Origin of the sequence: Persicobacter diffluens (assembly GCF_036244895.1) — a bacterium.
Classification (GTDB): Bacteria; Bacteroidota; Bacteroidia; order Cytophagales; family Cyclobacteriaceae; genus Persicobacter; species Persicobacter diffluens.
The window spans coordinates 1,382,022-1,404,801 of record NZ_BQKE01000002.1 but is presented as its reverse complement, the minus strand read 5'-3'; the positions used below and the strand labels follow the sequence as shown (position 1 = coordinate 1,404,801).

At 40.7% G+C, this 22,780-nt stretch carries 18 protein-coding genes; 12 read left to right on the top strand and 6 right to left on the bottom strand.

Features of this window, described 5'->3' with window-relative positions; translation table 11 throughout:
• Nucleotides 1-709 precede the first annotated feature (709 nt).
• Together AAA970_RS19240 and AAA970_RS19235 are read right to left on the bottom strand one after the other, a co-directional pair.
• The gene (locus AAA970_RS19240; RefSeq protein ID WP_338237706.1) at nt 710-1,762 is read right to left on the bottom strand and encodes an IS3 family transposase; all 1,053 of its coding nucleotides are present in this window, start codon (nt 1,760-1,762) and stop codon (nt 710-712) included.
• A gap of 17 nt (nt 1,763-1,779) precedes the next feature.
• On the bottom strand, nt 1,780-2,091 hold the full coding sequence (locus AAA970_RS19235; RefSeq protein WP_053404356.1) for a transposase: 312 nt from the start codon (nt 2,089-2,091) through the stop codon (nt 1,780-1,782).
• 1,073 nt (nt 2,092-3,164) lie between these two features.
• Between AAA970_RS19235 and AAA970_RS19230 the strand changes: the two genes are divergently transcribed.
• From AAA970_RS19230 to AAA970_RS19195, 8 genes are all read left to right on the top strand, one after another.
• Nucleotides 3,165-4,010, top strand: coding sequence for an AraC family transcriptional regulator (locus AAA970_RS19230; RefSeq protein ID WP_338238519.1), 846 nt, complete (start codon nt 3,165-3,167; stop codon nt 4,008-4,010).
• An 803-nt stretch (nt 4,011-4,813) separates the two neighbouring features.
• A complete protein-coding gene (locus AAA970_RS19225; protein WP_338238518.1) occupies nt 4,814-5,290 on the top strand; it encodes a DUF2062 domain-containing protein in 477 nt (158 codons plus the stop codon).
• Between the two features lie 92 nt (nt 5,291-5,382).
• On the top strand, nt 5,383-6,999 hold the full coding sequence (locus AAA970_RS19220; protein ID WP_338238517.1) for an ABC-F family ATP-binding cassette domain-containing protein: 1,617 nt from the start codon (nt 5,383-5,385) through the stop codon (nt 6,997-6,999).
• A 187-nt stretch (nt 7,000-7,186) separates the two neighbouring features.
• Nucleotides 7,187-7,927 (top strand): carbonic anhydrase, encoded by a 741-nt coding sequence (locus tag AAA970_RS19215; protein WP_338238516.1) that lies wholly within the window; start codon nt 7,187-7,189, stop codon nt 7,925-7,927.
• 937 nt (nt 7,928-8,864) lie between these two features.
• Nucleotides 8,865-9,143 (top strand): TM2 domain-containing protein, encoded by a 279-nt coding sequence (locus AAA970_RS19210; RefSeq protein ID WP_338238515.1) that lies wholly within the window; start codon nt 8,865-8,867, stop codon nt 9,141-9,143.
• A gap of 225 nt (nt 9,144-9,368) precedes the next feature.
• The gene (locus AAA970_RS19205) at nt 9,369-9,656 is read left to right on the top strand and encodes a hypothetical protein (RefSeq protein ID WP_338238514.1); all 288 of its coding nucleotides are present in this window, start codon (nt 9,369-9,371) and stop codon (nt 9,654-9,656) included.
• Between the two features lie 824 nt (nt 9,657-10,480).
• Complete coding sequence (locus tag AAA970_RS19200) at nt 10,481-11,002, top strand: hypothetical protein (RefSeq protein WP_338238513.1); 522 nt, start codon at nt 10,481-10,483, stop codon at nt 11,000-11,002.
• A 423-nt stretch (nt 11,003-11,425) separates the two neighbouring features.
• Nucleotides 11,426-11,776 carry a translation initiation factor gene (locus tag AAA970_RS19195; protein ID WP_338238512.1) on the top strand — a complete coding sequence of 117 codons (351 nt, stop codon included), beginning with the start codon at nt 11,426-11,428 and terminating at the stop codon, nt 11,774-11,776.
• 734 nt (nt 11,777-12,510) lie between these two features.
• Here the strand turns inward: AAA970_RS19195 and AAA970_RS19190 are convergent.
• From AAA970_RS19190 to AAA970_RS19180, 3 genes are all read right to left on the bottom strand, one after another.
• A complete protein-coding gene (locus tag AAA970_RS19190) occupies nt 12,511-13,209 on the bottom strand; it encodes a flavin reductase family protein (RefSeq protein ID WP_338238511.1) in 699 nt (232 codons plus the stop codon).
• 1 nt (nt 13,210) lies between these two features.
• Nucleotides 13,211-14,335 carry an FMN-binding protein gene (locus tag AAA970_RS19185; RefSeq protein WP_338238510.1) on the bottom strand — a complete coding sequence of 375 codons (1,125 nt, stop codon included), beginning with the start codon at nt 14,333-14,335 and terminating at the stop codon, nt 13,211-13,213.
• Between the two features lie 166 nt (nt 14,336-14,501).
• Entirely contained in the window at nt 14,502-16,457 is a 1,956-nt protein-coding gene (locus AAA970_RS19180) for an LruC domain-containing protein (protein ID WP_338238509.1), read from the bottom strand.
• A 220-nt stretch (nt 16,458-16,677) separates the two neighbouring features.
• Here AAA970_RS19180 and AAA970_RS19175 point away from each other — a divergent pair, with 220 nt between their 5' ends.
• Together AAA970_RS19175 and AAA970_RS19170 are read left to right on the top strand one after the other, a co-directional pair.
• Nucleotides 16,678-17,823, top strand: a complete 1,146-nt coding sequence (locus tag AAA970_RS19175) for a DUF819 family protein (protein WP_338238508.1) — start codon at nt 16,678-16,680, stop codon at nt 17,821-17,823.
• A gap of 93 nt (nt 17,824-17,916) precedes the next feature.
• Entirely contained in the window at nt 17,917-18,141 is a 225-nt protein-coding gene (locus AAA970_RS19170; RefSeq protein WP_338238507.1) for a hypothetical protein, read from the top strand.
• 514 nt (nt 18,142-18,655) lie between these two features.
• Here AAA970_RS19170 and AAA970_RS19165 read toward each other — a convergent pair.
• Nucleotides 18,656-19,261 carry a DUF4251 domain-containing protein gene (locus tag AAA970_RS19165; RefSeq protein WP_338238506.1) on the bottom strand — a complete coding sequence of 202 codons (606 nt, stop codon included), beginning with the start codon at nt 19,259-19,261 and terminating at the stop codon, nt 18,656-18,658.
• 398 nt (nt 19,262-19,659) lie between these two features.
• On the opposite strand from AAA970_RS19165, the gene AAA970_RS19160 reads away from it, so the two are divergent.
• Both AAA970_RS19160 and AAA970_RS19155 read left to right on the top strand, forming a co-directional pair.
• Nucleotides 19,660-20,223 carry a sigma-70 family RNA polymerase sigma factor gene (locus tag AAA970_RS19160; protein WP_338238505.1) on the top strand — a complete coding sequence of 188 codons (564 nt, stop codon included), beginning with the start codon at nt 19,660-19,662 and terminating at the stop codon, nt 20,221-20,223.
• A gap of 8 nt (nt 20,224-20,231) precedes the next feature.
• Entirely contained in the window at nt 20,232-22,523 is a 2,292-nt protein-coding gene (locus AAA970_RS19155; RefSeq protein ID WP_338238504.1) for a protein kinase domain-containing protein, read from the top strand.
• Nucleotides 22,524-22,780 lie beyond the last annotated feature (257 nt).

Below are 22,780 nucleotides of genomic sequence, written 5' to 3'. Positions count from 1 at the left end.
TAAAACTTCTTGAGTCAAACAGTCACCGATCAAGCTTCAATCTTTCATGACATTACCCGCCTTTTATGTGTTTCTATCACCGATAATTAAGCCACCCAAAGGACTTCATTTGGTCGAGAATAAAAAGGCATGGAAGCAGAATAGGATGGTGCTTGCTACTGTCATGGCGGCATTTTTTCCATTGGGCTTCCATTGATCAATAAATTATTAATGGGAGACATATTGTCCTAAAACCAGTTTACTTGCAAGGCGGGAAAAATGACGGAATAGTGCTCTATTTCAAGTTATATCCACCGAAGCTGATAAATGAGGAGAAAAAAAGCTCGCCGAATTTTGGGAGATGAGCCAATCAGCAAACACCGCCCTATCGAACTGAAAGCAAGCCAAAAAAGAGATTCCAAAATTTAACGGTAAATGATTCGGACATAGAGTCTTTAAAAGTCCAAATTCGCAGCGAAAATTTGATTATTGCAGAAACGATAAAGGGTTATTTTGAGAGAATAGCATCGCTATTGTGGAGAAATTATCCAAAATCGCTTCCAATAATTCGAATTTTTAGCCGGAGGGTGTGCTTTTAAACATGACCTAAAGCTGCTCAAGCCATCGCTCGTGGTTTAGCCCCCATATTTTCGGACTTTTTTGATTTTGCCTCTTGTGAGGTCTATTTTTCCATTATAAGTTTGTGTTAGCAAAGAACGATCGACGGCGATTAATTTACCGAAGGTTGTAATGAATTTGGAGTGTTGGGCCCATTCACATCCTCATTCAAATATCCCTCCCCATTTAGGGTCGGTATATTTGAGCAAAGAACTTCTCTCTGACTCATAATCCCCGAAAGTTGACTATGGGGTACTGTAAGTCTAAATTTCACCTTTCGCTCGTTTATTACTGTGCGTTCAATCAAATCATATTCCCACGCCTTCCAAAACAAATTGGGACTAAGATGAGCTATTGACCCATGTAATCTAACATTGTTATATTTTTCATAAAACACTTCTAACCTTTCTCTTAATTCCTCTAAGTTCCAAAATGGCGCTTGTCCCAAGCCCTTCTTAAGAATGCTATGAAAGCTTTCAATATGGCCATTCTCCTGGGGCGTATAAGGATGTGTAAAGGTTTGATGAATACTATTTTCCCTTAAAAATTCTTGAACGCTTTTAGCGCTAAATTGAGATCCATTATCATTCCTTAATTCAACATGAAGATCCTGTTTCAATAAGTCATTTGGTTGCAAATAATTATCTATTACCCTTTCCCAGGCTTTAATGACCATTTTTTGATCCATTTGATAGCCAACCGACCAATCTAATATTACTCTTGTAAATGTATCAATAATGCTTAATATATAAGCATGACGCCTATGCTCTGTTACCCAAACCATTTTAATATCCATTTCTAAAACCTGCAATGGGCGTTCTGGGCATACACAGCGATATTTGACGTAATTTTTATCACTAACCTTCCTTTTTTCCTGAAGTAAATCTGCGTCCTTCATCAAACGGAAAACCTTTTTATGATTAATATTATATCCTTCAAGCTTCAATTGACTGGTCATCATACGATAGCCATAATTAGTGATTGGATCTTCTTTTAAGCGCTTAATTTGCCCTATTACATCCTCATTGGGTACTACCGAATGCCCCTTTTGAGTTGTAGTAGTGGCTTTTCTGCCTATATGTTTACGATCTTTAATAGGCTGGTAATAGTATTTGTGTTTTGTTATTTGGGCAATCAAAATAGCTTTATCTCGTTTTAGCCCCAGACCAGTGTATTTTCGTGCTATTTCCGCCCTTTCGTCTGAGGATATTTCTTTTTTAGCAGCTCATCCTTCATTTTGGATTCAAGCTCCTTTTCAGCGATGATTTCCTTTAATAGGGCATTCTCTTTCTCAAGACGCTTTATCTCCTTTAATTGAGGTATAGTCATCCCGCGAGTGAAACCTGCCTCTCCCATGGTTTCATATTTTTTCACCCAATTTTTATAGGTGGCTGGATAAACTCCATACTTACTTAGAGTTTCTTCTACTCCTCTTTCCTCGCATTCTTTTAGAATAGCTAGCTTCTCTTCCTTGGTTCGTGTTACTCTTTTCATCGGATTTCAAATATTGTAAAAAAAAATTTAAGTCCGACTATTTATGGGGCGGAATCACTCGGTATTAAGAAAAGGCGTAAAAGTGAAATCTCCTTCTTGTTCAAACCATTTTCCACGATGCCTTTTCCTGCCCCTGAGTAATTCTTGGGGAATTCCTTTTGGAAAAGCAGCACAGGATTTATTGAATTTAACGAAGAACTGGCAATGCGCACAATCAGAATAAAAGCTGGCGCGTCCAATTTTATTACTACTGAAAAGCTTCATGGGATTCTCTTTTAAAACTTAACCAGCCGTGCGGGAAGGAGTTTCTGTTGAACTCCCTTAAAATATTAATAGCAACAAAATAGTTATCAATGATTTACAGAACCCTAGTGCGCATCAAATAAAACAGCGAGAATGATTTACCTAAAATATTTAAGTTTCCTTAAATCCCGCCTAAGTTCAATTCAGTAGTTTTATAAAGTTTCATCTCTTTCTTACATGGTGAAAGCCTTTTTTAAAAATTACGCCCATCGTGTATCTAACAGTTCACGCGCTTTTCCGAATATTAAACATTTTCTAGCTAAGGATAACATTTTACACTCTATTTCAATCATCTTTTCTTACATATAAAATGCGATATATTGCCACATTTATATTATTCATTCTTTTTGTAATCACCTTTACCCTTTCATCAATCAACTGATCAAATACTCGCTTTACTGATAAAGGAGTGTATTACTACTTGATTTTTTTTGAGTTTCACTGATTTTTCTTTCCTTTTATTACGTCAAAAAATTATGTACTCCATGATTCCCCAAAACAAATAAACCCGCAAATTTCTTCATTATCAAAAGCTGACTTCATTTTCTAACAGCCTAAATTGGGAAGAATGTCAAAGAACTTACCGCGGTAGTCAAAAAAAAAAATTAAACTTTTGAAAAATAGTTGGTCAAAATATTGATTTTACACCCAAAATGGACATAAATTAAAAGAGAAGGGCGAAATAGTACCTTTAATGATGAAAAAAAAAGAACTATAGGATAAATTGCTAGTTATAGTTTTAAAAACTAACCGGCAACAAAAACGGAGTAATGATTAATAAAATACCATATAATTTCGATTCGCACCAAACTATCGAATATTCGAATGTTTACGCGCAAGTCCTGGAAGTAGAGACCATTGATGATGGTTTTATTGGACGATTTGAGGAATACGGCTTATTCCATGTGATTGAAGGTGAAGGTAGTATTCAATTGGACTTTGATGAATTTCAGGTAAAGCAAAACGACATCATCATTGCTGGGCCGGGTCAGATGATCCAGAACATCAATATTGAGGGGGGGAAAGTTTGCTTTATCACGGTACAGAATCAGGTATCGATGGAAGTTTGGAGATCGATGGAGACCCTTCATGTATTGAACCCTGTTCATGCTATTTCACAAGTAAACATGACCGATGAGGAATCTGCTACCATTGCTCATCTTTCACAGAAAATTACGGAAGTACACCAACAGGAAAATCATTTCGCAGAAGTTCTTTTAAAATGTTTCATCACAGAGATATTAGTGAGCGTGGAAAATGCGGTTCGCAGAGCGGGTCATGACACTGAAGGATTAAAAGCGATTACCGCCAGATTCTTTTCCTTGTTCTTTTTAAATAACAGCCACGAACGAAAGGTATCCTTTTATGCAGAGCAATTAGATATTACCCCGAACTATTTAAACATTGCCGTAAAAAAAGGTACTGGAAAAAACGTAAAGCACTTCATTAACGAAATGATTTTAACGGACGCCAAACGCCTGTTAAAATTCACGGACATGGATGCAAAGCAAATTGCCTTTGAGTTAGACTTTGATTCTCCGGCCTATTTCAATTATTTCTTTAAAAAAGAAACCTCCATTACACCGCTGGACTATAGAAAAAAAGAAAGAAAATAACCTTTCCTTCTAAAAATATTATGGAAGACCCGCTTTGTGCGGGTTTTTTTGTATTCCTGCAACAGATCCTGGCCTAGTTTGAGCCGACTTTTTCACCCCTAAATTCATTAAATCTCCTAAAGCGATTTTCCTGAATTTTTATTCGCCTCGATTTGGCCCAGCTTAATTTCGCCTTATTCCGCTGATACTTTGGACAAAACTCCCCATAAAAAAAAAAATTGTTTTTCCCGCTTTGCAACTAAACGAGAATTAATCCGAATTATTCACCTCTAAACCCATCAACTAATCGCAAGTTGCTTATTTTCAGTTCATTTCGATTTGTTTTCTTTGATTTATGATAGGCCAATTTTGGGCAAGCCTGCTTTCTCCTCATTCCTCAGTTTTGTTGAAAAAACCCGAAATAAGAAACTATTCCTTCATTTTTTCTGCCTTACAGCTAAACGAGGATTAAAGCATAAATATTCCGACTTAGCACGTGTTTAAAAGTCAAAATTCACTGTGAAAATTTGATTACTGCCACAGCGAAGCCCGATTATTTTGAGAGAATAGCATCACAGTTGTAGAGTAATTATTCAAAATCACTTCCAACAATTCGAATTGGTATCCGGATGCTGTGCTTTTGAACACGCTCTTAGGCCCAATTGCTTATCATACATCCCCTAAAGCCATTCAAAATGAAAGCCCTACCATAAAAAAAAACTCCCCATGTGCTGCAAGCAGCCCATTTACTAAAGCATGACTTTTTCGTTCTGTTCAGGAAACATAAAAAGCTTATATTGCCGCAAATTTACCCACATCAGTCTATGTCAAAAAAATCATCTTTCTTCCATTGGGTACAACTGCAGTGGGAAAAAGTTAAAAATATCCCCTTAAAAGAGCTCCTGCTCTCTCCGGGAGAACCCATTTGGAAAAAAGGACTCGCAATGGGGCTGGGAGTGGTGATTGGGATATTGCCCCTTTGGGGATTTCAAACCATGAGTGCCATCGCCCTGGCGCAGGTGTTTAGATTGAACAAGCCACTGGTATTAATCGGCTCCTATATCAACTTCACCCCCCTGTTCCCCTGGATCCTTTATCAATCTCTGCAAATCGGCTTTCATTTTCAAAATCTTCCCATGCCTTTTCAATCGGTAGAGGAAATCAATCTGGAGGTGGCGAAGCAATCTTTTGGGGCTTATCTGATTGGCGCCATACCCATTGCGCTCATTTGGGCCTTTGCGGCTTCGGCCTGTATTATTTTGGGTTTGTATATCAACCGCTGGAGACAAGAAATATTTTAAGGCAGATTCCTTGAAATTGTGCAACATTTATTTTGTGGTTGCCTGATTATAAAGCAATTTTGCGGAGATTTTGTAAAAATAAAATTTATTCAATGCTTTCAGTTTCAAATTTATCCCTTCGGTTCGGTAAGAGAACACTCTTTGAAGACGTGAATCTTAAGTTTACGGAGGGGAACTGTTATGGTGTAATTGGTGCAAACGGCGCAGGTAAATCCACCTTTATTAAAATTCTTTCCGGAGAAGTAGATCCTAATACGGGAAGCGTGGCCATTAGCCCAGGAGCTCGTATGACAGTACTGAAACAGGACCACTTTGCTTTTGATGAGTTTTCCGTAATGGAAACCGTTTTGATGGGCTACGATGTCCTTTACAAAAACATCAAAGAGAAAGAGGTTTTATACGCAAAAGAAGATTTCTCTGAGGAAGATGGTATTCGTGCTTCTGAACTTGAAGCAGAATTTGCCGAGATGGATGGCTGGAATGCCGAAAGTGATGCCGCAGCCCTTTTGAGTGGTTTGCGCGTAAAAGAGGATCTTCATTACCGCATGATGAGCGAGTTGAGCGGATCTGAAAAAGTACGTGTATTACTGGCGCAGGCGCTTTTTGGAAATCCGGATATCCTGATTATGGATGAGCCGACCAACGACCTGGATGTGGAAACCATTACCTGGTTGGAGGACTTCCTTTTAGAGTTTAACAATATCGTGATTGTGGTTTCTCACGACCGCCACTTCCTGGATACGGTTTGTACCCATATGGTGGATATTGACTTCAGCAAAATTAAAATCCACACAGGTAACTACTCTTTCTGGTATGAGTCCAGCCAGTTGGCTGCTCGCCAACGCGCGGACCAGAACAAAAAGATGGAAGACAAGCGCAAGGAATTGCAGTCTTTCGTGGAGCGTTTCTCTGCCAATGCAGCAAAGTCCAAGCAGGCTACTTCCAGAAAGAAGATGTTGGAAAAGCTGAACCTGGAAGATATCCAGCCTTCGAGCCGTCGTTATCCTGGTATTATTTTCAGCCAGGAGCGTGAAGTAGGAAACCAGATTTTGGAAATTTCCAACCTGAGTTATGTGCATGAGGGCGTAACTTTATTTGCGGGCTTGGATTTCACTATTGCCAAAGGGGATAAGATTGCCGTGCTTTCCAGAAACAGTTTGGCGGTAACCAAATTCTTCGAGATCATCAATGGAGATTTGGAACCCACTACAGGTACGGTAAAATGGGGCGTAACCGTGAATAAAGGTTATTTACCTAATGAAAACTCTAAGTTTTTCGATACGGATTATAACCTGTTGGAATGGCTACAGCAATACACCACTTCTGAGGATGAAACTTTCATTCGTGGATTTTTAGGTAGAATGTTGTTCTCCGGTGAGGAGATCATGAAATCGGCACGTGTACTTTCCGGAGGGGAAAAAGTGAGATGTATGCTTTCCAAGATCATGTTGCAGCAACCTAACATGCTGTTATTGGATGAACCAACTTCCCATTTGGACCTGGAATCTATTACTGCTTTTAACAATGGACTGAAAGAGTATCCGGGTACGGTAATGTTTGCCTCTCATGACCACCAGTTTGTGTCTACGGTAGCGAACCGAATTATTGAGATTACCCCTAATGGTATGATCGACAAACACACTGACTTTGACAGCTATCTGAGCGACGAAGTGGTAATGGGCAGAAAAGAAGAAATGTATAAGGCCTAAGCCCTTTTTAATAAAAAAATATCCAACGCCAGTTTTTAGTCAAAACTGGCGTTTTTTTTGTTCTAATGTTGCCATTAACATCAGTAACAGAATAAGCAGGATAAGAATTACTAAAATAATTGAGTTTAATCATATTCTAATGATGAAGCAGCAGGTAATTTTGGACTGTTACAATTCTAATTAATATATGAGCATAAAATCTACTTTTCCATGGCTGGTTATTTTGGGACTAGCAGCTATTGTCATTAAGGATCACTATTTTGGAGAAGCCGGACATGAAGCACATGCCACTCCCCAGGAAGCTTACCTTCATGAGGAGGTGACAGGAGTTAAACAATCTCCTATCAACATTAAAACCAGCAAAATTTGTAAGCCGAAGCCACATCAGTTTCAGTGTAGCTACAAAAATTCTCATGAGAAGATTGTAAACACGGGACATACCATTCGACTGGATTACGATTCAGGCTCCGTATTAGAATATGATGGACAAGCCTATAACTTGCGTCAGTTTCATTTTCATACGCCTTCCGAGCACCTGATCGACGGAATTACTTATCCAATGGAAGCGCACTTTGTCCATACCGCTGCAGACAATGACACCACCTATTTGGTAGTAGGTGTACTTTTTAAGGAGGGAAATGAAAACGACTTCCTGAAAAAATTCATCAATTCGGTACCGGATCATGAAGGGGAAAAGGAACTCTGGACGGATTACATCAATGCGGATGACATCGTTAAAGCCAGTGACCATTTCTACTGTTATGACGGCTCTTTAACCACTCCTCCATTTACGGAAACGGTTAAATGGTTTGTTAAGCAGGACATTCTGGATGCCTCTGAAGAACAGATCATGATGATCAACGAACTGGAAGGTAATAATGCCCGACATATACAAGCAGTAAATAATAGAGAAATTGAGGGGCTATAAACCCTTAAGTTTATTCAAAAAAAGCCTGAGAGTGATCACAGGCTTTTTTTTATTGTCAAATTTCGACCAACAACTATTTTCTAGGCTTTTCAAATGCTAAAGTGCGAGGCTTAAGCCGAATTATTCACCGCCATATTTATTGACTGATCGCAAGCAATTTAATTTCAGTTCATTACAATTTTTTTTCTTTGATTTATAATAGCCCAAATTTGGGCAGGCTTGCTTTCTCCTCATTCATCTGCTTTCTTGGAAAAAAATAAAAAAGGGAAATATTCAGTTAATATTGCCGCCTTGCAGCTTAAGGAAGATTTCATCATGAATAATCCTGGCAAAAGTGCGAAGGTTAAGAAGCTCATTTTTCCTTCTCCACCTGAAAAAAGTAATCCCTGACAAAATCCATTTTTCAATACTTTTTTGCCCGACGACGCACCAAACAACCAACCACCGCAGGGGATAAATTTGTTAATCTTCATTTTGATACCAGCATAATCCCTCCTTTTTAACGTCCAGACAGGCATGAGCTTGCATCCTCCTAAATCATTTAACTCCCCAAAAAAACAAAATGGGGAACCATTCCCTCCTTTTCCGGCCTCGCAGCTAAAGGAGGGCTTAAGAACGCGTTTAAAACCGCACCATCCGACTGCAAATTCAAATTATTGGAGGCGATTTTGGATAATTTCTCCACAATAGCGCTACTATTCTCGCAAAATATTCAGGAATCGCTTTGGCAATAATCAAATTTTCGCTGGGAATTTTGGCATTTAACCACGCTATAAGGAGGAATAATCCGGCTAAGTCAAAAATAATTCATGCTATCTTATGATTTTGATAGTGGTCAACACCTATAGGGCATAAAAAAATTCTGATCTTATCATTATTAAGTTTAAATTAATAATCCATTTGATTATATTTAAAAACAATTAAGTATAAGGGGATTATGGAAAGTAAAATCATTTACGAAAGTCAATTCAAAAGCGGTATTGCCGCTTATGTTTGCTGGTTTCTCTTAGGTTGCCATTATGCCTACCTCAATAATTGGAAAAGGCAATGGCTATATTGGCTTACCCTTGGAGGGTTGGGCATTTGGGCCCTGATCGACCTTTTCCGAATTCCAACAATGGTGCGTAAGCACAACCAATTCCTACAATCCTTTATAGATGAATTAGATCTGAAAGAAATTGAAGAAGATCGAATGGTTGCCATGTCTATGAATTAGTCTACAGTTGCAGGAGCAAATCAATAGACGGAATTAGTAACGAAAATTCGAACATTGCAGAATTGATAAAAGATTATTTAGAGCGAAATGCAGGGCTATCATTGAAAAAAATATCCTAATCGTTTCCAATAATTTGTTGTTTGATGTGCCCCTAAGGATAAAGGGAAAACCTATCGCATTATTCCTCACTTAATAAAGGGTAACCGTTGCCTATCCGCACTTGAGATGATTATCAAAAACCTACCCCCCGGAAGCTTAAAAGCCCTATTTCTAAGTTTACTCTTTGATGCCATTGGCATGCTTAGTTATTTCATTCCGGGCTATGGAGAGTTTATTGATATTATTTGGGCGCCCTTAGCCGGAATTATCCACTTTCAAATGTACGGGAATCGGGCAATGGCTTCTTTAAGTTTCCTCGAAGAAATTTTACCCGGCACCGACCTCCTTCCCACTTTCACCCTTACTTGGGTCCTGCTGAAGTTTAACTTTTTAAAACCTAATGAAAATCCTTAGAATGTGTTTAAACGCACACCATCCGCCTGCAAATTCGAATTATGGCAAGCGATTTTGGATAATTTCTCCACAATACCGATGCTATTCTCTCAAAATAATCGGGTATCGCTTTAGCAATAATCATATTTTGGTTAAAAATTTTGGCCTTTAACACACTCTTAAGCTGATTATTAATTACCACGTTTAGCTCCCCACCTCAAATCACTCACTTCCATTATCTTAAGGCCTATTTTACTGATTTATTAATATCCCCAATTTGGGCAAGCCAGCATGCTCCACCTTTATCTGCTTCATTTGAAAAAAATGAAAGAAGGAACTATTCCTACATTTTTTCCCGCCTTTCAGCTAAACGAAGATTTTAGCAGGAATAATCCAGGCAAAACTACCTTCAAAAAAAGGGTGATTTCCAATAACCATGAGCAGCAGAAAGGTACATAATAGACAACCAATTGCTTATCAATTACAAAAATCCCGCAATGCATTAAGAAATGGCCAGTTTATTTTGGCATTACAGACAGTTGTGATAATTATCATCTTTCAGTATGATGAATAGCGCCGACAGAAACTTGCACCTCAGCGGAACCCTCATTAAATTTGAATTTAGATAAGATTAAACCCCCTTTTTTTATAAAAGAGCGTGACGAAAGCCAAAATCTGTTGAGGGAATTTGAGCATTGAGGAATGCGATAAGCCATTATGTGGAGCGCAGGTGAGTACCATTGCAGAAAAATTATCCCTATTCGTTTCCAATAATTCAAATTTGCTTCGGCAAGGTCTGGTTTGAAGCCGCTCTCAAATAAGAAAAACCAAATTTTACACTATTTATGTTGAAAAAGAAAATGCTCGGCACACTGCTTCTGGTCGTTTTTACATTTGCCACCGCACAGGCAAAGACCATTGGAGAGTCAGATCAGGCACATCCTACCGCACATCAGGAACATCAAAAACATTTCGAACTGGAAGTCTCGCTCACCGATGAAGCGCATATGGAGTTTACAGGCTCAGTTTATTTTTTCAGGGAAAACAAAATCCAATTAACAGCTGATCAGTCCGGCCATCATTTCGCCTCTGTATTAGTACATGAAATTCCCTTTCATCATAGCCATTGGGGCACTTTCCTGGGAGCTGGAATGAACTTTGGTTTCGAAAAGGAAGAGGCAACCGCTACACCAATACAAGAAGCCGGTCACCATTTACATTGGGACAAGGCCGTTTTGGTTCAGAGCGGTCTCGCTTATAATATTGATGATCACTGGAGCACTGGCTTTACCCTTTCTCCGGCTTTCGATTTAAATGAAAAAGTACCGGATTTTGCGATGACTTTTGATGTGGTTTTTGGTTTTTAAAATCAAATGGTGCAGTACAAAATGAAGGCAGAAGCCCCTTTATAAAACGAGACTAAGCCAATTTTAGAAGATTAACCTTTGCTTTATAAAAAAAGCAAAGGCTCCCCATATTGGCTTTTTAAAGGTGACAGCTAAAGGAGAATTTCAACATGAATAATCCGGGAAAAGCCATTAAAAAAGCCGAAAAACCAGCCGTAACCTCTCCATACGATAAGTTCTTTTTTTTTAGCTTGTAGGATCTGGCGGTGAATAAGGCTGATTAATTCCATTTTGGCAATCAGGATTCCCTCCCGGGCTTTCCTCCAAAATGGAAATGGTATGAAATAAAGGAATCATCAAGCAAAGGCAGTCTGGATAGGCTGCTTTTTTCTATTTATTCCCCGGCCTAAGGCCATTTATTAATTATATTGCCATAAAAAAAAGATGGCGAAGAAAAAGAAGTGGAAGGACTTCAGCGGAGTAGTTTACTCCACTGATCCGGATTACGAATATCAAAATGAGCAGGATGAGGTGGACACCACCCTTGAACCCGCTCAACAAAACTTAAAAGTATTACTTGACCGAAAGCAAAGAGGAGGAAAAACCGTCACCCTGATCACCGGATTTGTGGGAAGCGAAGAAGATTTGAAATCCCTGGGTAAAGCATTGAAATCCAAATGTGGCGTAGGCGGATCGGCAAAAGAAGGCGAAATCATGATACAGGGAGATTTTCGCGATAAGGTTTTAGACTTACTGATCAAGGCTGGCTATAAAGCCAAAAAGAGCGGAGGATAATTGCCCCTATTTTTACAGCACAATTTGCTGTATTGAATAATATTTAGTCTTTCCGTTTATCATTAAGCGCCAACCAAAGGGGTGCTGGATTATTTTGTGATAATAGCACCACTTTGGTTGAATAAAATATTCCAAAATCAATTCCGTGGATTTGAATTTACCATCAACGAGTAGAGGGTACTCCCTGCCTGAAGGTAAAAAGACAAAGGTGACCACTCGCCTTTTAAACCGAATAATAATATGCTTAAGCCGGATTATTGATGCTTAAATCCTCGTTTAGCTGTTAGGAGAAAAAATGAAGGAAATTTTCCTATTTCGAGTTTTTCCCAACGAATCAGATGAATGAGAAAGCAAGCCTGCCCAAATTTGGGCTATCACAAATAAATTGTAATGGATTGAAAATAAATTATTTGTGCTTAGTCAATGAATTTAGCGGTGAATAATTCGGGTTAAATCCTCCTTTAGCTTCAGGATGGAAAAATGAAGGAATAGTGCTCTATTTCATTTTCTCAAAGGAAGCAGATGATTGAGGAGAAAGTAAGCTTTCCCCTATTTGGCCTATTAAAACTCAAAAAAAACGCTGTAATGAACTGAAATAACCCTCTCAGGGAAGATCAATAAATTCATCGGTGATTCATTCGGCTTGATATAACCGCAGAAACTGTACGCCTACCAACACGAAAAAATGCTATTGAAGAGGGCATTGAAGCAGCTCAAACTTCTTCAGCTTGTCCTTACTTTAAAGGTTCAAATTTTATTTCCTTTCCCCCCTCATAGTATTTCCCCATATCTCCGTAAAGCACCGGGGTAAATTCACTGAAATCCAGTTCTCCCGCAGCATCCACAAAGCGTTCATCCACCTTAGCGTCAATGACCTGCCCGACAAACTGCCGGTGAGAGCCCAAATCAAAATACTCTGTAACCCGACACTCCAAAATTATGGGGAATTCCTGTACATAAGGCGCCGACACCGAGTCTGCGCGAACAGCTGTCAGCCCGGTCTTCTCAAATTTATCGACATCCCTGCCGGAATGGTGTCCCACATATTTCACATATTGTACTAATTCCGGAGAGGGAATATTAACCGTAAAAGCCTGCTCCCGCATGACATTGTGATAAGAATAAGTAGCAGGACGCATAGAAACGGCCACTTTTAGGGGTTTGGAATTTACTACCCCGAACCAGGCGGCGGTCATTATATTTGGCTTTCCCAGACTATCATAAGTACCGATCACCATGGCCGGCTTGGGATACACGAGTTCCTTTTCCCCAAAGGATACCTTCTGATAGGTGGCCGTGGTATCATCTTCAAAATTTTGGCTAATCCATCCTTTCAGGAAAGTATCAGCGCCCTCTTGTCCTTTACCGGCAAGCAGCAAAACCACTATCACCAGCAACAGAACAATATTCAATGCTTTACTTTTATCCATCATATTATTTCAAATAAATCTTATTGATCAAACAACCGGTGGGACACAGCTTACACCAGGGTTTATTATAAAAAATTGAAAGCAGGCCTATAAGCAGAAAAAAGCCCAGAAAAGACCAGCCTGCTACCTGAAACAAAAAGGCAATAAATGGCTCTGAATAGCTTAATTCCAACTGAAAGCCCAAGATCAGGCCGGCCCAAATCAGGATTAAATAAACCTCATTAAGGGGAATTTTCCTCCATTGCCCTTTGAAGGGCCTTTTCTTCTTTTTTGATAATTTATTGATCATCTCCTGAAAGGCACCCATCGGACATAAATAAGTACAATAAAACTTAGGCTTGTTCAACAGGGGCATGATGATCGCCAGGGCCATTAATAAAACCGAGGACCAGCCCGTTTGCCAGTTCAGCCCATTAGCCACCCATCCATTCACAATTTTTAAAGAAAGGGCTTTCCCTAAAAACAAACCGGTCACCACAAAAACCAATAGCATATACGCCATCCGGTAAGCTTTCAGGTCCTTGCGATAACTCATCAACAAGGACAATAGGACCATCGCTAAAAAAATAAGATCACGAAACAAGGCCCAATAGTCCGGGCCAAGGTCCTCTTTGTTTAGCCCAAGCTGACGCAATCCCTGATCCACTCCTCTTTGCACCGCTTTGGAGGTTTCCGTGGCCCCGGACACCGCTGCAATTCGAATCGCCTCTTCCTGATCAATGGAAAAGCCTTTCCATTGATCCAGAAAATGAGCTTCTTCCAGGTACTTTAGAAATTCTGGTGTTTCCTTATTTTCCAACAATAGAACCTGCTGCACCTGTCCGCCTTTCAGACCAATCATTAACGGCAAATTCCCGCCATAGCCTGGATTATGTTGCACAATCACTACCTTGCCCCCTTGCTTTTGCCCAAAGCTTACACGATAAACGTGCTCCCCTTCCTCAACTGCCTCAAAGGCTTTTGCTTCAGGGAATAGTCGCCCGACCAAATCCATATTTACAACAACGTTCGGAGAAGCCTTTTGCCCAAAATTGAACTTCCAGCCGCTACTTAAGCCCAGCGTCAGTATAAATAGAAAAAACAAACCATAATAATAGTATCGGTACCCCTTCGGATAAACTCCTTTCATATTCAAAAAATTATTCCTTCTCAAACCTAATAGCGAAATATACCGCATCTTCAATCGTTATCCGCAATAAGCTCATTATAATGAAGTTAAAATACAGGACCGTTTCGAAAGAAAAGGACATAAAAAAAGCAGGATTGCTCCTGCTTTAAAAATATCTATCCCAAATTTACCTGTCGGTACAAATATGTTCTGTATTTCGGTTGCCGGCATTATCTTTATACCAGTCTGTATTGGTGACACCACCGGATTCGGCCCAGGCTTTGAAATTGTTATAGGCACTGGTAATATCTATGCCTTCATCCACTACCCGATAATCATGGATAATGGACAATCCCCAGGGGTGCTTGGCGAAGGTTTGATAGTAGCGGTTATTTTCCATATCCGAATTATCCTCAAACGTCTGGAACAGGTCCGGATCATATAAGGCCGTAGGTGCTTCATTGAATAAATGAATTTCATGACTCCGCACCCCATTCTGGAAAATGAAAGGATTATAAGGGAAATCAGCCAGACCGGAAGTTTCCAAATTCATCGGATTACTGAAGGTGACCGTTACCACCAGCGTATTGCGCTTTGCATCTTCAAGGCAGGTGCCATAATCACTCATCAGAGAGGCCTGATCAAATGGAATAATCACGACACGGTCGCCATGACCACTTTCCGTTCCATTGGCCAAAGTGGAAATATTACCGGTGGTTAAATTTGTTCCGGTAACGGAGACAATATCAGATTGAGAAACGCCATCCGGCAAGGCAATTCCAAATCCATTATCATAACTGGCAGATCTGGCTTTCTGAACCAAAGTAATTTCCATTTTTGTGACTTCATTGCTCCCATTCACAAACAATTTAAAACGATAATTCACCACAATGTCATTGAAATCATAATCTCCCTTAGACGGCCATAAATCCTCAAAAGCTACGGAACCAAATCCAAATTTACTTGGACTAGACACCGTACCACAATTGCTTGGATCTTCCGGAAATTCATCTATACAATCAATGCAGCCGTCCCCATCAGTATCAGTCTGCGGGCATTCCTCCACAGTACAGGGAAAAGCACCTAAATCATTGATTTTAGTATTATAAATCGCCACCGTATCATAAGCTCCGGTTTCTTTATCCATTTCTATAAATAGGGAATTACTATTATTGGTGCCCATGAACAGGCGATCATTTTCATCGATGGCCAAAGAAGTGGGATTCCAGGGCAGCCCCTCTGCACTAATACGGGAAGTGGTGATGATATTATTAAGCGTATCTATTTCATTAATCTTATACAAACCAGAGAAGCAACACATATAAACATCACCATTCAAACTGATCGCCACATCCCCTCCACCGGTAGGGCTTTCTAAACCCTGAATATCAAAAGAACGCTTGGTACTGCCATCGGCCGCATCCAAAATATGCATCTTAGTCCCGTTTGCAATCCACAGTTCATTATTCCCGTGATGATACTCCATTCTTGGATAGGAACCATTGAAAGGGTTAGTAGTCGCCACTGTAGTCCAGGTGGAATCGGCTATGGTAAAGTAGCGGAGCTTTTTTCCAAAATTCACATAGACCCGGCCGTTGTACTTATCCACTGCACAGGCAATGGATCCACCATCGGGCATACTTTCATCGACATAAGTCCACTCATAATTTCCGGAATTTTGATCAATGCTAAAAAACTCTCCATTGTTGTTCACTCCATAGATTAAGGAGGTGCAATTTGTGATCCGCTGATTACTCACAAAATTCACATTAGTTTGCGGTGCAATAGGGACAAACTCCTTAATTTCTGCACCATTTGTTACCTTGGTAATCACCAACTCCTTTCCATGAGTGGGTACGTTAATCTGTATATCAAAATGGCTTTGTCCCTTTTCTAAAAAAGCACGTCCCAAACTAAGTTCGCTTTCATCGGTATCTTTAAAAGCAATTTCATAAAATGCGCTGGCAGAGGGATTATCATCTCCCACTGAAAGGTTAATTTTATAGTTTGTTTTATAAGAGAAGCCATCCGGAACCTGAATAGTCTCAAATCCTGAGGCGGAAGGATCATTTCGATCGCGCTGATTCCAGCAGGAAGCAAGAAAAACAACCAGTAAAACAAAAAGAAGGTTAATACGTCTCATTAGCGATAAAATTATATTTCACCTTTACTAAATATAATCTAAGAGCAGGTGATGGGTAAATTACTATTTATAAAAACATAGATTTTATATAAAAATCACATCATCACCTATTGCTTTCTTTTACATTTTTTGAAAAAATTATCCCTCCATTTTTAGTGAAAAACTCTGCTCAAATACCTAATTTTGATTTTTGTTTATTTTAATGATTGACTAGTTGGGAATGGAATTGATTGTCTGGAGTATTTTTTTCTTAATAGCCCCATTATTCGTTTATTTCTTATTGTACCGCTTTCCTGTTCTGCATCGGGTGGGCGCAGTAATCCTCTCTTATGGCTTGGGGCTGCTTGCCGGTAATATCGGTTGGAACAGCTCGGAGCTATTACCTTTAAAGAATGAACTCATCTCCATATCAATCCCACTGGCGATTCCTTTATTGCTTTTTTCTTCCAATATTAAAGACAGCCGTCAAATGGCGGGCAACAGTATAAAAGCCATGTTGGCCGGCATGCTTTCCATCATCCTGATCGTAAGCCTGTTGACTTTTACTTATCATGCCGAATTATCGGAATGGTGGAAAATTGCGGGATTATTTGTAGGCGTTTACACCGGCGGTACTCCCAACCTGGCCAGCCTGAAACTGATGCTGGAGGTGGATGAAAACACCTACTTACTCTTACACACCAGTGATATGATTTTAAGTGGTCTTTTCCTCTTATTTCTAATCAGTATTGGCGAAAAAGTTATTGGAAAAGTATTGGGAACACCCCAAAATTTACAAGAGATCTCCCTGGCACCTGAGGAAACGGCCAAAAAAGAATGGCATATTTTTAAGGGAAAAGGAATGCTAAAAACACTTACTTCCTTAGCGGTTTCTGTCACCTGTTTAGGACTTGCGTATCTGCTATCGCTGGCTTTTGACCCTACCCTTCAAACGCCGGTTATCATGCTGGGCCTGACCACCCTCGGTATAGGCGCCTCCTTTATTCCCAGAATTCGCCAACTGGAAAATTCCTTTGATCTGGGGATGTACCTTATTTTAGTATTCAGCACCCTGGTGGCTTCGATGGTTCAGGTAGAAGATTTCTTTCAGCAGGCGAACGGAAGCCTGTTTTTCCTGACGGCCATTGTATTGTTCAGCTCCCTGTTGCTCCATTTATTACTTTGTAAAATCCTGAAAGTGGATGCCCACAGCATGATCATCAGTGCCACGGCACTGGTTTGCTCGCCTCCCTTTGTACCCATGGTGGCCGGCGCTTTAAAAAATAAAAAAATCATCCTATCCGGTTTAACCATCGGCATCATCGGATACGCTGTTGGAAATTATTTGGGATATTTTATAGCAATTAGCTTAAAATCTATTCCATAAGAGAAGCTTTATGGTAACCCACAAAGCATAAGTTGAATAGTAACGAAATAATGGCCAAAAGTATTTTACTATTGGTAATCAATCCTATTCATTATGAAAAAGGTTTTTTCTTTGCTCGCTTTGCCCCTGCTTTTCCTGAGTTTAAATAGTTGGACCTCGCCCGTACAGGAATGCTATTATTACGCCATTTGCCATTCTCATGATTGGGTGGGCATGTTGCGTCCGGAAATGAGGGAGGCGGAGGAAGATTTGCAAAGGCATATCAGCCTGAACCCTGAGGAAGGACATGATGGTCTGGTAGAGGAGGAATGTGATTAAGCTGAATTATTCACCGCTAAATTTAGCGACTCCCCTAATCGATTTATTTTCAAGGCCATAATATTGTATTTACTGATGTATAAATAGCCGATATTTGGGCCAGTTTGCATTCTCCGGCTTTTACTGCTTCCTTCGGAAAAACTCGAAATAGGAAAAATTCCCTCCTATTTCCGTCTTGCAGCTAAAGAAGGATATAGCAAGAATCATCCGGCTATTGCATCTTGTAATAAGATCAGGCAGCCTTTATATGAGAATAAATCACTGCAATCATCAAGCCCATCCTAAAGGCTACTTCCACTACCTTTAGAATGGGCATTTCATTTTCTAATCACTCAATTTGAAAAAGGGTATGTTTAAAAGCACAGCATCCGGCTGCAAAATTTGGCTTTTAAATCCCCTCTAAACTTGCTTTCTCCTCTTTTAACTGCTTGGGTCGGAAAAACTCAAAAGAGGAAAAATCCCCTCATTTTCCCGCATAGCAGCTAAAGGAGGTTTTAAGTAAAAATATTTTGGCTTAAAAAGTATAATCCTGATGACCTTCATAGGTTCTGGTCTTGGCGGAGGGAACAATCCTCCCCTGATACTTCAAGGCTTCCCCCCAATTTCCCCGGATATTGGCCGTAGCGCTACCATTCGGAAGAACGCTCATGCTCACATCAAATGTACCGTTAGGACCAAAAAGCGAATAACTTACCCAATAGCTGCCATTTTCTTCTTGCTTGAATTCATATTTATTCACCTTCCCTACACAGGTCACCCCGCCCAGGCCATTAAGCCCTGCTGGAATTTCTTCAAAGGCCAGTTGGAGCACCGCCCGATCTTCCACCACCGAAACATAATTGGTGGAAGAATTCACATTCACCGAATTCCCGTAGCGGTCATACAAACGGTCAGTTTCGAGTACAAAGTTTTTGTTTTGGATCATCATATCAGTCATCGCTGCCTGATACTCTTCTGCCAACCGGGCTGCTTCCCGGCGTTTTTTTCGTTCCAACTTACGGATCTCCCGACGGCTTAATTTACTTTCCTTCTCCTTTTCTCCTTCCAACTTCTCCGCAAAAGACATGGAACTAACGACTAAAACCACAATTACTGCCAATAGGCGACTTAACGTTTTCATTGTCTAAATATTTAGCGATTGTTTTGTGCGTGAATATTCACGCCCTTAGCGAAACTCCTTCGCCCTTACACCTGCAGATGGGAAATTCCGATCCCAAAACCCTGACCCTTTTTGAAGAATTTTAAAAAATCATTTACATCAGATGCTCTACCCCTTAGCCCTGAAAGAAATATGGTTTGAGCATGTTAACAGAGAAAATTTGATTATTGCCGAAGCGATACCCGATAATTTCGAGAGAATACCAGCGCTATTGTTGAGAGATTATCCGAAATCGCTTCCAATAATTCGAATTTACAACCGGAAGGAAAGCTTTTAACAAGCCTTTATAGCCATCAAACTTTCATTTCCCTAGAAAAATGATGATATTCCAACTATCCCAAAACCACAATACGATTTCAATGAGTGCACAAAAACAAGAAGTAACCCAACTACTGAATCAGATAGATTTAGCTTCAAATCGTGAAAAGCTATACCCGATGGTCTATGACAATCTGCACGTGATTGCCGAAAAGTTATTCGCTCGCGAACGTCAGGACCACACTTTACAACCTACCCTATTGGTGAATGAGGCTTTCATGAATTTGGTCGATCAGGACAACCTGAGCTTCAACAGTCGCACCCATTTCTACGCCTTAAGTGCACAGGCCATCAGAAGAATTTTGGTGCATCATGCCCGCAACCGAAATGCTCAAAAAAGAGGCGGCGGCGCACACAAGATAGAATTGGAGGAGGGCATCGCCTATACGGACCAAAAGGAAGAGGCTATTTTGGATATCAATGAAGGGATTGAAAAATTAGCGGAGGTTTCCCCTCGACAGGCACAGGTGGTGGAAATGAAATTTTTCGGAGGCATGAAAATGCAAGAGATTGCCGATGAGCTTGAAGTGTCTATCAAAACCATAGAAGTAGACTGGAAAGTCGCTAAGGCCTGGTTAAGAAAATTCATGAAGACCGAAATTTAAGCCCCTGCATGAGTTCAAATATGCATGATCGTGCCTCTGCTATTTTAGCCAAAGTGATGGACGCGCCCAAGGAAAGGGCTTTAACCATCATAGAAGAGGCATGCCAGGGAGATGAAGCCTTAAAAAAAGCAGTCCTCTCTCTTTACCAGGAATTCACGGAAGTGAATATGGAGGACAAACCGCCTTCGCCCAATACCCAAAAGTCGAAGCTTCACCCTCAAAAATTAGAGAGTGTTTTCCTTAAAAATAAAGTAGAGCGGGTTTTCCTCAATAAAAAGGGGACAAGGCTCGCCATCGTATTCACCACCTTGGCCTTACTCATGATTTTTGGGGAGGTGGTTCGTTCGGCGATCAAAAAGAAAATTATTCAGGCAGAATTAGAAGAAAAAAGCGCCCTGCTGGAGACCACTTCCCAGGTATTGTTTGATTGGATTGAAAAAGAAAAAGAGCGCATGGAAAGTTTGGCCATGGATTCTTTTACCCTGCAATTAAGCCAGGACCTGATCAAGGCAACAGAGGATCCATCGCAAATGCTGTTACTGACCCAAAAACTTAGAAGGTTGGAAAGGGCAGCAGATTTCAGATTGTTGGGATTATTATTCCCGGACCGGCCGGAAATCTTGTTGTCTACGGTAGATGCCTCCGATTCCACCACCTCTCCCCTCAATGGAAAGGCTATTGGGGAGGGATTCTACCCCTATTTTAACCAACTTCGATCCGGAGAAACGGTCTTTGTCCCCCCTATTTCGGATGAGGAGGCCGTTTATGATTTACCGGAATCCTTTGGCAATACTTCCAACTGCATTTTTGCCTGTCCCATAAAATCCCCGGAGGGAGGGGTGATCGCCTACCTCTATAGCGTCAGCTTTCCCGAACAATCCTTTTCCAATATTTTCAGAATGGCCCATCATGGGAAAAGCTCCGAGATTTATGCCCTGGACAGAAAAGGCCGGATGATTTCAGAAAGTCGCTTTACCAAGGAGATGCAGAAAACCATTTTATTGGATTTCGACAGCAGTAAACAGTCCATTTATAATATTTTCGTTACCGATCCCGGTGGAAATGTGATGGAAGGCTATAGCCCGGAGGAGCCTGCCTTCAAATGGCCTCTGACCGCCCTCGCTATGGACATTCAGACCCAATTACTGAAAAAAGACAGTACTTTTTCAGGCAATGTGCCCTATGCCTATCGGGATTACCGCGGGGTCCCGGTGATTGGTGCCTGGCGCTGGTTGCCGGAATATGACTTTGGCATGATTGCCGAAGAAGATGAAGCAGAAGTCATGGCGATCATGGGACGGATAGACCTTATATTGGGAATTTTTTATCTGATTATCGCTATTCTCCTTTACCTGCTATATAATTCCAGGATTGACCTGGCTCGTTTTTCCAAAAAAATTGAACAGTTGGATCAATTAGGGCAATACCGACTCCTCGAAAAAATCGGGGAGGGAGGCTTTGGCGAAGTGTATCGGGCGGAACACGCGATGCTTAGAATTCCGGTGGCCATCAAAATGCTGAAAAAAAATGTCGCCAATGAGGATGCCATAAAAAGGTTTGAGAAAGAGGTCACCATTACCGCCTCCCTACAGCATCCCAATACCATAAACGTTTATGATTTTGGCACCTCTGCCGAGGGAAGTTTCTATTACGTGATGGAATTCATCGACGGACTGCCGCTGAATAAAGTACTGGAGTTTCACCAATCTTTCCCGGTGGGCCGATGCCTGCACGTTCTGCTTCAGGTATGCTATTCTTTGCAGGAAGCACACCGAAAACATTTCATTCATCGGGACATCAAACCGATGAACATTATGCTGAGCCAACAGGGAGGGGCCTTCGATCAGGTGAAATTACTGGATTTTGGATTGGTGAAAGACCTTGATCTGGACACGGCGCTACAAACCAAAGCGGGACAAATTGGAGGCACTCCATTGTTCATGGCTCCTGAACGCTTAAGGGATCCTTTTAATAATAATGCCCGTGTAGATATTTATGCGATGGGCACCCTGGGTTTGTATATGCTTTCCGGCAAATTCCTGGTGGAGCTCATTTCTCAAAAGGTTTTTATGGGGGAAGACACCCTGCCTCCTTCTCAGAAAAATCAACTCATTGAGAGAGATGATATCCCGGAAGATTTGCAAAACCTCTTAATGGAATGTATTCGGTTTGACCCTGAAAAACGTATTTCAGATATCGACATCCTTATCGAAAGGCTGGAAAACCTGCAGCAATTAAACCCCTGGAGCCGGGAAGATGCCAAAAAATGGTGGCAGACTTATCAGGTTTACGGGCAATAAAGGAGGGGGCACCTGCTCGAATAAGCGGTACCCCCAATTAACACCACAGCACATCCCCCATCGCAGCTGTGGGTTCACCCAAAAGATTTTTAAGCCGAATTATTCACCCCTCGATTTAGGTACTGTCTAAAAAAGCACAGCATCCGGCTGCAAATTCGAATTATTGAAAGCGATTTTGGATAATTCCTCCACAACAGCGATGCTATTCGCTCAAAATAATCGGGTATCGTTTCTGCAAGAATCAAATTTTCGCTGCG

Excerpts from the sequence above, each read along its gene's own strand:
- AAA970_RS19220 (WP_338238517.1), top strand. The coding sequence starts at position 5,383 with ATGCTTTCAGTTTCAAATTTATCCCTTCGGTTCGGTAAGAGAACACTC.
- AAA970_RS19165 (WP_338238506.1), bottom strand. The coding sequence starts at position 19,261 with ATGAAAACGTTAAGTCGCCTATTGGCAGTAATTGTGGTTTTAGTCGTT.
- AAA970_RS19175 (WP_338238508.1), top strand. The coding sequence starts at position 16,678 with ATGGAATTGATTGTCTGGAGTATTTTTTTCTTAATAGCCCCATTATTC.
- AAA970_RS19160 (WP_338238505.1), top strand. The coding sequence starts at position 19,660 with ATGAGTGCACAAAAACAAGAAGTAACCCAACTACTGAATCAGATAGAT.
- AAA970_RS19155 (WP_338238504.1), top strand. The coding sequence starts at position 20,232 with ATGAGTTCAAATATGCATGATCGTGCCTCTGCTATTTTAGCCAAAGTG.
- AAA970_RS19195 (WP_338238512.1), top strand. The coding sequence starts at position 11,426 with ATGGCGAAGAAAAAGAAGTGGAAGGACTTCAGCGGAGTAGTTTACTCC.
- AAA970_RS19210 (WP_338238515.1), top strand. The coding sequence starts at position 8,865 with ATGGAAAGTAAAATCATTTACGAAAGTCAATTCAAAAGCGGTATTGCC.
- AAA970_RS19235 (WP_053404356.1), bottom strand. The coding sequence starts at position 2,091 with ATGAAAAGAGTAACACGAACCAAGGAAGAGAAGCTAGCTATTCTAAAA.
- AAA970_RS19180 (WP_338238509.1), bottom strand. The coding sequence starts at position 16,457 with ATGAGACGTATTAACCTTCTTTTTGTTTTACTGGTTGTTTTTCTTGCT.
- AAA970_RS19200 (WP_338238513.1), top strand. The coding sequence starts at position 10,481 with ATGTTGAAAAAGAAAATGCTCGGCACACTGCTTCTGGTCGTTTTTACA.
- AAA970_RS19215 (WP_338238516.1), top strand. The coding sequence starts at position 7,187 with ATGAGCATAAAATCTACTTTTCCATGGCTGGTTATTTTGGGACTAGCA.
- AAA970_RS19205 (WP_338238514.1), top strand. The coding sequence starts at position 9,369 with ATGATTATCAAAAACCTACCCCCCGGAAGCTTAAAAGCCCTATTTCTA.
- AAA970_RS19170 (WP_338238507.1), top strand. The coding sequence starts at position 17,917 with ATGAAAAAGGTTTTTTCTTTGCTCGCTTTGCCCCTGCTTTTCCTGAGT.
- AAA970_RS19225 (WP_338238518.1), top strand. The coding sequence starts at position 4,814 with ATGTCAAAAAAATCATCTTTCTTCCATTGGGTACAACTGCAGTGGGAA.
- AAA970_RS19185 (WP_338238510.1), bottom strand. The coding sequence starts at position 14,335 with ATGAAAGGAGTTTATCCGAAGGGGTACCGATACTATTATTATGGTTTG.
- AAA970_RS19230 (WP_338238519.1), top strand. The coding sequence starts at position 3,165 with ATGATTAATAAAATACCATATAATTTCGATTCGCACCAAACTATCGAA.
- AAA970_RS19190 (WP_338238511.1), bottom strand. The coding sequence starts at position 13,209 with ATGATGGATAAAAGTAAAGCATTGAATATTGTTCTGTTGCTGGTGATA.